The organism is Corynebacterium sp. LK28 (assembly GCF_014335105.1).
Taxonomy (GTDB): domain Bacteria; phylum Actinomycetota; class Actinomycetes; order Mycobacteriales; family Mycobacteriaceae; genus Corynebacterium; species Corynebacterium macclintockiae.
On sequence record NZ_PDGZ01000002.1, the window covers coordinates 38535 to 48305 of the forward strand.

Sequence of the window (9771 nt, forward strand, 5' to 3'; positions counted from 1 at the left end):
GAAAACTCCTTAGCGTTACGGCTTTACTTTGCAAGCTCTTCTGTGCAGCGCCCGCGCACGCCCCTCTAGGCGTGGCGCAGTGGCGCGCAACTGGCCAGGTCGATCTCCGGTTCCAACGTGGGGACCGGCTGGCCCATTCCCAGTGCTGCCCCCACTGTAGCCCCCAACGCGGACAGCAGAATTCCGTGGCGGAAGTAGCCAGTGGAAATCACCAGTTTCTCGCCGATTTTCCCCAGGTACGGCAGGTCGTCTGGCGCGCCCGGCCGTTCGCCGGTGATCGCTTCAATGAATTCGCACTCCTGGATCCCGGGCACAATCCGAATCGCATCGCGCAGCAGCGTGTACACCCCGTCCACCGCGGGGCCACGGCGGGCGTCTTCGCGGCTGGTCGCACCGACCGCGATTGTGCCGTCGGTCCGCGGGATGATGTACACCGGCCGGTCCTCCACGAATCCCCGGATCACGCGCCCCACGGGCGGCTCCATTCCCTCGGGCACCCGCAGCCGCAGCATATCGCCGCGCACCGGGCGCAGCTTCAGCGGAGATTTCTCGCCCTCGTACCAGCCCTTTACCTGCCCGGCGCCTAGCCCGTTGCACAGGTACACCATGTCGGCCGTGTACGTCGCGGCGTCTGTGGTGACGGTACCGTCCTCGATGTGGCTCACCCGCTCGCCGAGGATCGCCACGCCCATGTTCCGCAGCGCATCCAGCAGCGCCGCACAGTACATGCGCGGGTTCACCTGGTGGTCGCCGGGGATCTCGACCACACCGGATAGCTGCGGGCTGAGGCCCCATTCGATCTTGCGTGCCTGGCGCAGTGGCAGGCGCTGTACCTCCATGCCGTGGCCGTGCTGGTGTTCCGTCAGCTCGGTGAGGTGCCGCGCGTCCGCTCGATCCGCCCCCACCACGAAGGTCGATTCTGTTCTGTGGCCGGTGCTTAGGGAGGTCTTTTCGCCCAGCCGTTGCAGCAGGTCGTCGTACAAGTTTTTGGACGCCACCATCAGCGGGTACAACGGCTCCTGCTTATACTGCACTTCTGCGACCGGGGCCAGCATGCCGCCCGCGATGAAGGAGGCCCCGCTTACTGGGGCTGGGTCGATCACCGCCACGCTAGAGGGGTCCGCCCCGAGGTCCACCAGCTTGAAAGCGGTGGAAAGACCCACGATCCCCGCGCCCACCACAATGTGGGCATAGTGCTGGGAGCCGCCAGGACTGGAATTAGTCACTTCTATTCACTTCCTCTTGTGCGGGTTGCAAGCGGTGGGCGTCACGAAGAAAAACCAGCGAGCACCTGCCGGGCGGTGGCGCGCGGGTTGGGTGAGTTCATGAATCCGCGAACGATCGCGACTCCGGCAACACCCGTGTCGGCTAGGTCGGCTGCGTCCTCCGCGCGCACGTCGCCGATGGCTACCACCGGAACGCGGGAGGCTCGCACCAGCGCGGGATAACCTTCCAGCCCCAACGGCTCGCGGCCGGAATCCTTGGTGGGGGTGGGGCGGAAGGGGCCGGCGCCGATGTAGTCGATCGCATCGGCGTACTCGTTGGCCTGCTGCACCAGCGGCAGAGTGCCGGTGGTCAGCCCAATGATTGCATCTGGCCCCAGTACCTCGCGTGCCAGGCGCGGATCAAGGTCGTCCTGGCCAATGTGCACGCCGTGGATGTGGTGGTGACCCATGAGGGCAGCGGCGACATCCACGCGGTCGTCGATCAGCACTTTGGTGGCCGGGTTGGCCCGCTGGACGGCGGCGGCGACCTCGATGGCCAGAGCCGTCAGGTCACGCACACTAATGGGTTTGCTGCGCACCTGCACCACGCCCGCACCTCCGGCGGCCGCGGCCGCGGCGACGTCGACGACTTTCTCGTGCGGCGCGCCGGTAACCAGGTAGCAGCGCAGATCGACGTTAGCGCTCACCGTGCGCTGCCGCCTCCTTCTGCAGATCCTCGGCAACTTCCTTGGCCTCGTCGCGGTTTAGGTACAGCTGGGAGCCCGCACGGCGGAACTCCTCGGCCATTTCCTCTTCGCCCGCAGCGCTGGCCTTGGCATCTGTAGCGTCCACGCCGTCTACGCTTTGGCGGCCGAAGCCCGGCAGGCCCAGATCCTTAACCAGCGACTGCTTCTGATCGGTGGCCAATGCCTCGTCGATCTCGTCGCCGAAAGCATCGCGGATGTCTTGGCTAATGCGCATGGAGCAGAACTTCGGGCCACACATGGAGCAGAAGTGCGCGGTCTTCGCCGGCTCCGCAGGCAGGGTCTCGTCGTGGTACGCCTGCGCGGTGTCCGGATCCAGGGAAAGGGCGAACTGGTCGTGCCAGCGGAACTCGAAGCGGGCCTTACTCATGGCATCGTCCCACTCGTGGGCGCCCGGGTGGCCCTTGGCCACGTCGGCGGCGTGGGCGGACACCTTGTAGGTGATCACACCGGTCTTCACGTCATCCTTGTTCGGCAGACCCAAGTGCTCCTTCGGGGTGACGTAGCACAGCATCGCGGTGCCACCCATGGCGATGTTTGCCGCACCGATGGCGGAGGTGATGTGGTCGTACCCCGGAGCGATATCCGTAACCAGCGGACCCAGGGTGTAGAACGGTGCGCCGCCGCACCATTCTTGCTCCTTTTCGTTGTTGACCTGCACCATGTTTAGTGGCACGTGGCCCGGACCTTCGACCATGACCTGCACGTCGTACTCCCAGGCGCGGTGGGTCAGCTCGCCGATGGTCTTCAGCTCTGCGAACTGGGCTGCGTCGTTGGCGTCCGCGATGGAGCCGGGGCGCAGGCCGTCGCCCAGGGAGAAGGCGACGTCGTACTTGGTGAAGATCTCGCACAGTTCGTCGAAGTTTTCGTAGAGGAAGGATTCCTTGTGGTGGGCCAGGCACCAGCCCGCCATGATGGAACCACCGCGAGACACGATGCCGGTAACGCGCTTGGTGGTCAGCGGCACGAACGGCAGGCGCACGCCAGCGTGGATGGTCATGTAGTCCACGCCCTGCTCGCACTGCTCGATGACGGTATCGCGGAAGATCTCCCAGGTCAGATCCTCGGCCACGCCGTCGACCTTCTCCAGGGCTTGGTAGATCGGCACGGTGCCGATGGGTACAGGGGAGTTGCGCAGGATCCATTCGCGGGTGGTGTGAATGTCGTTACCGGTGGACAGATCCATCACGGTGTCCGCACCCCAGCGGGTGGCCCAACGCAGCTTGTCGACCTCTTCGCGGATGGAGGAAGTGACGGCGGAGTTACCGATGTTGGCGTTGATCTTCGTGGTGAAGGCGTTGCCGATGATCATCGGCTCGGATTCCGGGTGGTTAACGTTGTTCGGGATGATGGCCTTGCCGGAGGCAACCTGCTCGCGGACCTTCTCTACGTCGCAGTGCTCGCGCAGCGCCACGTACTCCATCTCCGGGGTGATGATGCCCTGGCGGGCGTAGTGCATCTGGGTAACGCGCTTGCCGTCCTTGGCGCGCAGGGTGGGGCGGGTGGAACCCTTCCATTCCTCGCTGGCCTCGCCACGCTTGACTGCACGGTTGCCGTCATCCAGCAGGTTGCGACGGCGCCCCTCGTAGGGCTCCACGTCGCCACGAGCTTCGATCCACTCGCTGCGCAGCCCTTCCAGTCCCTTGGTCGGCTCGGCCCACGGTCCGCGGGTCCGGTAGATCCTCACCGGCGCGTTGGGGCCGGTCGGTGAGTCGTCCAGCTGAATCTCCGTCTCCGGAACCTGCAGCTTGAAGGTCTTGCCGAAGGATTCCACGGTCTTCTCGATGGGGGAGAAGCTGTGCTTCGGGTGGATCTCCGCGCCGTACTCGTCGGTGGGGGTGGCAGCGGTGTTCTGGGTAGACGTGTCCGTCATTAAAGACTCTCCTGACTCTTCCTTCGCTGGTTCTAACCAGACAGGTTCTAGCGGTACCCGCGCGGGATGTAGCGCGGTCTCAGCTCGATACCTCGAGCGCCCGTGTTCGGTTGTGCTTTCCACTGTAACGCACCTCTCACAAGCGTGTAGTTTCGCCCTGTCAGCTTGTTCGGTTTGGCCTGAAAAGTAGCTGCGTGTGAAATAAGATCAGGCCTATGACGAGCCCATACCCCAGCAGCTTGAACGCCAATAACGGCAAAAAGAGCAGTTCAAAGTTTTTCCTTGTAGTTGTGTTGCTGCTGGTAGCAGCGGTTGCTTATGTGGTTGGCTCGGGGAACTTCCCCGGCAGTCTAACCGGATCTGGCGGGAAGTCTTATGACACCAGCAAGCCTTTGAAAATTGTCGCTGCTACAGAGCTGTCGGATATGGAACCGTTTATCCAACAGGCTTCCTCGGACTTGGGGTTCGAGATTGAAATGGAGTACGACAGTGGCACTCTCGTCAACACTCGTAACCTGGTGGATGGTGATTATGGGGATAAGTATGACGCCACCTGGTTTGCAACCAACGCTTTTGCCAGAGCGGAGGGCTCATCCCAGCAGTCCGAAGATCACAGCATTGCCCGTTCGCCGGTAGCTCTGGGGCTCAAACAGGACGCGGTCAATCGCCTGGGATGGCGCAATAAGGACGTCAAGTGGTCGGATATCGCTGAGGCCGTAAAGCGCGGTGATCTTACGTTCGGCATGACAGATCCGCAGGAATCCAACTCCGGTTTCCTTACTCTTCTTTCGGTCGCGGCGGCACTGAGCAACTCTCCGCAGGGGCAGAAGTTCGATCTTTCGACGGCGTTTCTCGACAAGCCACGTATGAAGGACTTCTTCTCCGGCCAGACGATCACTTCCGGATCCTCCGGTTGGCTGCGCGATACCTTCGTAAAGAACCCTGGCAAGGCGGATGGCATCTTCAACTATCAATCCGTTCTGCAATCGATGAAGGAAAACGACGGGGTAGATATCGAAGTAATCGTCCCCGGGGATGCCGCGGGCGCTGCCGATTACCCCCTTTCGGCGCTCACGAAGCCCGGCGAAACGGGGCCTGAGGCGGACACCGTAGCGAAGGTCGAAGCCCTAGCCGATTGGTTTAAAGAGCACAGCGAAGAGGTAGGGGAGCGAACCCACCTGATCGTTTCGGGCAAGGACGCGGAAAACAAGGGCACCCAGAACTACTACGAGTATCCGACGTCGAAGGATCACATTCGTTCTCTTGTCAGCCTGTATCGTGATGACCTTCGCCGCCCCGCTGACAGCAACTTCCTGCTCGACACGTCCGGCTCGATGCGGGGCAACCGACTGGCAGATCTGAAGGGCATCCTGAACAGGCTTATTGACGGCACCGCAGGCGAAGCCGGTAATCCGAAGGGATTCGGCCGTCGCGAAACGATCACCCTTATGCCTTTCAGTAGCAAGGTTGCCGATGGATACACCCAGGAGCACTACGACCCGGACAGCGCGGAGCAGAGTCGAGGCCTGCGGGATTACGTCAATGGTCTGCAGCCCCGTGGTGAAACTGCGATTTATGACGCCGTGTTGCGCGCCTACGACCGTGTGGGTGAAGGCGGCGGTTCCCTGAATTCGATTGTGCTGATGACCGATGGTGAGTCGAACTCCGGCACGAATCGCCAGGAGTTCATCACCAAGATGAAGCGCAAGATGGCCGAGACTGACCGCAAGATCCCGGTGTTCGTCATCCTCTATGGGGAGGCCAGCGAGGAGGAGATGAACTTCCTGGCGGACTTCACCGGTGGCAAGGTTTTCAACGCTCGTAGCGGTGATCTGTCTAAGGCGTTCGAAGAGATCCGCAGTTACCAGTAGGCCGCAATCAGTAGGCCGCAATCAGTAGGACAGGGTAGGAAAGAAACCATGAACTCCAAGTACTTTCCGAAAATCGTTGCTGGGCTTGTCGTTTTCGTCGCGATCGTGGGCTTGCATGCTGCGGTGGATCTAGGGTCTCTGTGGATCGTCGTGGCGGGAGCCCTCGCCGGTGCTGCTGGGATGCTCATGCCGGAAGGACAGGAACAAAAGTCGCTAGAGGGGAAGCCAGTCCAGGATGGGAAGCACTCTCTGGAAAAGAAACGGCACGAACCTTTTAGTAAACCAGCTCCCACGTTCTATGAGGTTCCTACCGAGTCCCTACAGGGCATCCGCACCCACTCTAAGCATCTCAAAGAATCCGTGCGCGTCTCCGGACAGCAGCGCCAAGAGTTCTACGCGGATCTCGATCATTTCTACAGCACGTGCAAGGACGTTGTGCACGAGTGGGATCACTTGGCTGCGGATCCGCCGCAAGAGAACAAGGTTCGCCGCATTTTGGACGTCTATTTCCCAGAGACCTGCCGAATTCTTGATGACATGCCGACTGCAACGCATAACCAGGCCGTTGAGGATTTCCGTGCTTCGCTGGCAGTTTTGCAATCAGAAATGGACAAAGTTCACCAAGCGATCATGCAGGACAACCTCCAAGAGCTGAAGGACAATCGCACATTCCTAGAACTGGAATTCGGCGTGCTACGGAAGCCCGAGGAATGAGTATAAATCAATTAGGTTTCAAGATAATGCATCGGTTTGCGCACAAATAGAGTTGAAGAAATGACTAATGCTTTCTCCAAAAAGACCGCCAGTATTCTCCTCGTATTGATCCTTGCCGTGTTTCTTGTGGCTGTGGGGACTGTAGCCAAGAAACGTGATGGAGGAGAAGATGAGCGCCCGCTGCGGATAGTGATGGCGAATGACATTCCATTCAGTCCGTTCCTGTGGGTAGAAGCGAAGCGTGACTACGGAATGCAAGTCGAGATTGACCTCGGGGGAGACACAGTTGAGCTTTCCCGGAAGATTGCTAATGGGGAGCTAGGGGATGAGTACGATGCAGTCTGGTTGGCGACTAACTCCTATGTGAACCTGCAAAACAATGAGGCGCTCGGAGAGAGCTACGGGTTGGCTTCGGATACGTTGGGGCTCGCATTAAGGAGCAAAGACCTGGATCGTTTGGGATGGCAGAAGAAGCAAGTTACGTGGAACGATGTCCGGGAAGCGGTCACAAGGGGAGACCTAACTTTTGGTATGGCAGATCCGGGCAAATCCAACCTGGGGATGCAGTCTCTGATCGGCATACTATACAAGATCGGGGGCTTGCAATCAGATGACTTAGCAGAAGAGGTTGCAGGTAAAGTTCATCCTCAATTGAAGAAGTTTTTCGGCGCTCAGGTGCTTTTAAGCGATACTTCTGATGAATTGTATGACAGATTCTCTGCTACAGATGATGTTGCTCAAGCAGTTTTCGCGTTTTCTTCTGATGAGAAACTTTTAAGGGATAACGGAGAAATTACCTTTGTTATCCCCGCTGACAGGATCGGGTTTAACGACTTTCCGATTTCGGTGATCAAGAATCCAGATGACGAAGAAGCTGAGGCTTCTGCTCATGCTAAGACGAAAGCCTTCGCTGATTGGGTCACTCAACATGGCAACGAACTCCGGCATAAAATACGAGTTGAATTGGGCGACTCACCTGGGCAACGCCGTGCTGATACAACCGCTCATAAGCTCCCCGGTTCCAAGCAGGAGTTCGAAAACACATTGCGCTTTTATCGGGAGGAGCTGCTTCGCCCCAGAGACATCAACCTGCTAGTCGACGTTTCCGCTTCCATGCAAGGGGAAAAATTCAGGGAAGCAAAGAAAGACATACTCGATTTGCTTGGTGAACAAGCGGGGGTCAATGGCAGAGCGGTAAATATCACAACATCCAGTACATCCTCGAGCAAAGCGTTCACCCAAAAGGACTATTCCCCAGATGATCCAAAGCATGCACGCACTCTAAAGGATTACGTAGACCGTATGGCGGCCCGCCAAGAGGCCAATATCTATTACCAGCTGTACAGGGAATATCTGCGAATTCCGCAAAGAGGAAACTTGATTCAAGGACAGTCAATAGTCTTGCTGACCAGTGGAACACCTGCCAAAGGTGTGGACTATGCGGAATGGTCGCACGAACTGAGGTACAGGGAGCGCAAGGAGGGGGTAGTTTTCCCCGTATACATCGTCCATTACGGCAATGAAAACGCAGAGGACATGCAGCGTCTTGCTGAAGAGACCGGCGGTGAAGTCTTTAAGGCCAAAGAGGGCGGCCTGGCCACTGCCCTGGACAGGGCCAGTAAGTATTGGGCTACGTAGGGGGCGTCACTAAGGAAGGAGCCCAAGCCACCAGCTAGACTGGGCAACATGATTGACCAGAAGCTCCTAGAGATCCTCGCGTGCCCCATCGACAAGCAGCCGCTGGAGGATCACGGTGACTATTTGGTGAACCCCCGCCTGAATAAGGCCTATCCGGTGCAGGATGGTATCCCGGTGCTGCTGGTCGAAGAAGCTCAAGACTGGCCGGTCAAGTAACCCCGTCAAGTAGCAACGCATAAAAGAGGAACGAGAACGAATACGCATGAGTGACAACAAGAACATCATTGACGAGTTGCAGTGGCGCGGCCTGATTAATCAGTCCACGGACCTGGAGGCGCTGAAGGAGGCCACGCAGGATCCCATCACGCTGTACTGCGGTTTCGACCCGACGGGTAGCTCCCTGCACGCGGGCCACCTGGTGCCGCTGATTATGTTGAAGCGCTTCCAGCAGTTCGGCCACCGCCCGATCACCCTGGCTGGTGGCGCGACCGGCATGATCGGCGACCCGCGCGATGTGGGCGAACGCTCCATGCTTTCCGAAGAGCAGATCGGTGAGAACATGGTGGCCATCAAGAAGCAGCTGGAGGCATTCGTCGATTTCACCGGCGAAAGCGACGTGGACAGCCCGGCCGTGATGGTGAACAACGCTGACTGGATCAGCCAGATGAACGTCATTGAGTACCTGCGCGATGTCGGCAAGAACTTCTCGCTGAACACCATGCTGGACCGCGATACCGTGAAGCGCCGCTTGGAATCGGATGGCATTTCCTACACTGAGTTTTCCTACATGCTGCTGCAGGCCAACGACTACGTGCACCTGCACAACGAGTACGACTGCGTGCTGCAGATCGGCGGTGGCGACCAGTGGGGCAACATCGTTTCTGGTGTGGATCTGAACCGCCGCGTGAACGGCGCCAAGGTGCATGGCCTGACCGTGCCACTGGTCACCGACGCGGAGGGCAACAAGTTCGGCAAGTCCACCGGCGGTGGCAAGCTGTGGCTGGATCCGCAGCTGACCAGTCCGTACTCCTGGTACCAGTACTTCATCAACGCAGGCGATACCGTAGTGATCGATTACCTGCGCTGGTTTACCTTCCTTTCCCAGGAGGAGATCGCGGAGCTGGAGCGCAAGGTCGCCGAGGAGCCCTTCAAGCGCGAGGCGCAGCGTGTTCTGGCCCGCGAGATGACCACTCTGGTGCACGGCGCTGCTGCTACTGAGGCTGTGGAGCTGGCCGCCCAGGCGTTGTTCGGCAAGGCGGAGCTGCAGGATCTGGACGAGGCCACCCTGTCTTCCGCCCTGCAGGAAACCGAGGTTGCTGAGGTCGGTCCCGATGCCACCATCCTGGACCTCCTCGTCGAGTCCGGCCTGGAGAAGTCCAAGGGTGCCGCCCGTCGTACCGTCGGGGAGGGTGGCGCTTACGTGAACAACCAGCGCATCGAGGACATCGAATGGTCGCCGTCCGCCGACGATCTGCTGCACGGATCGTGGCTGGTGCTGCGCAAGGGTAAGAAGCGTTTCGCCGGTGCGCGCGTTGGGGCTTCTTCTTAGTGACGCCACCCCGAACGGCCTTTATGCGTTAAACAGATCCCTTGGTAGTTGCATTTCCCGCTTCTACCAGGGGATTTGTGTGTTTCTTCGGGGTGGGTGTACATTAAATCAAGTCGCCGAGAGCGAGTGGGGAACACAAACCTTACTGGTGCGGTCG

At 59.3% G+C, this 9771-nt stretch carries 8 protein-coding genes and 1 riboswitch; of the genes, 5 read left to right on the plus strand and 3 right to left on the minus strand.

The features are described 5' to 3' along the window. Positions 1-65: 65 nt before the first annotated feature. From thiO to thiC, 3 genes are read right to left on the minus strand one after another with little or no spacing between them, the layout of a single operon-like run. Positions 66-1226 carry a glycine oxidase ThiO gene (gene thiO, locus CRD15_RS01580; RefSeq protein ID WP_187401745.1) on the minus strand — a complete coding sequence of 387 codons (1161 nt, stop codon included), beginning with the start codon at positions 1224-1226 and terminating at the stop codon, positions 66-68. Between the two features lie 41 nt (positions 1227-1267). Then, positions 1268-1912, minus strand: coding sequence for a thiamine phosphate synthase (locus CRD15_RS01585; protein ID WP_187401746.1), 645 nt, complete (start codon positions 1910-1912; stop codon positions 1268-1270). Then, positions 1902-3842, minus strand: a complete 1941-nt coding sequence (gene thiC / locus CRD15_RS01590) for a phosphomethylpyrimidine synthase ThiC (RefSeq protein ID WP_187401747.1) — start codon at positions 3840-3842, stop codon at positions 1902-1904. Before thiC ends, CRD15_RS01585 begins: the two co-directional genes overlap by 11 nt. Continuing rightward, positions 3843-3956, minus strand: a riboswitch (TPP riboswitch). Positions 3957-4057: 101 nt separating this feature from the next. On the opposite strand from thiC, the gene CRD15_RS01595 reads away from it, so the two are divergent. From CRD15_RS01595 to tyrS, 5 genes are read left to right on the plus strand one after another with little or no spacing between them, the layout of a single operon-like run. Next, entirely contained in the window at positions 4058-5713 is a 1656-nt protein-coding gene (locus tag CRD15_RS01595; RefSeq protein WP_187401748.1) for a VWA domain-containing protein, read from the plus strand. Positions 5714-5761: 48 nt separating this feature from the next. Beyond that, positions 5762-6427, plus strand: coding sequence for a hypothetical protein (locus tag CRD15_RS01600; protein ID WP_034966117.1), 666 nt, complete (start codon positions 5762-5764; stop codon positions 6425-6427). 60 nt (positions 6428-6487) lie between these two features. Next, positions 6488-8065, plus strand: coding sequence for a VWA domain-containing protein (locus CRD15_RS01605; RefSeq protein ID WP_187401749.1), 1578 nt, complete (start codon positions 6488-6490; stop codon positions 8063-8065). Between the two features lie 48 nt (positions 8066-8113). Continuing rightward, the gene (locus CRD15_RS01610) at positions 8114-8281 is read left to right on the plus strand and encodes a Trm112 family protein (RefSeq protein WP_034966121.1); all 168 of its coding nucleotides are present in this window, start codon (positions 8114-8116) and stop codon (positions 8279-8281) included. A 46-nt stretch (positions 8282-8327) separates the two neighbouring features. Then, positions 8328-9614: a tyrosine--tRNA ligase gene (tyrS, locus tag CRD15_RS01615; protein ID WP_187401750.1), complete on the plus strand. Its 1287-nt coding sequence runs from the start codon at positions 8328-8330 to the stop codon at positions 9612-9614. Positions 9615-9771 lie beyond the last annotated feature (157 nt).

Excerpts from the sequence above, each read along its gene's own strand:
- CRD15_RS01600 (WP_034966117.1), top strand. The coding sequence starts at position 5,762 with ATGAACTCCAAGTACTTTCCGAAAATCGTTGCTGGGCTTGTCGTTTTC.
- thiC (WP_187401747.1), bottom strand. The coding sequence starts at position 3,842 with ATGACGGACACGTCTACCCAGAACACCGCTGCCACCCCCACCGACGAG.
- CRD15_RS01610 (WP_034966121.1), top strand. The coding sequence starts at position 8,114 with ATGATTGACCAGAAGCTCCTAGAGATCCTCGCGTGCCCCATCGACAAG.
- tyrS (WP_187401750.1), top strand. The coding sequence starts at position 8,328 with ATGAGTGACAACAAGAACATCATTGACGAGTTGCAGTGGCGCGGCCTG.
- CRD15_RS01605 (WP_187401749.1), top strand. The coding sequence starts at position 6,488 with ATGACTAATGCTTTCTCCAAAAAGACCGCCAGTATTCTCCTCGTATTG.
- CRD15_RS01595 (WP_187401748.1), top strand. The coding sequence starts at position 4,058 with ATGACGAGCCCATACCCCAGCAGCTTGAACGCCAATAACGGCAAAAAG.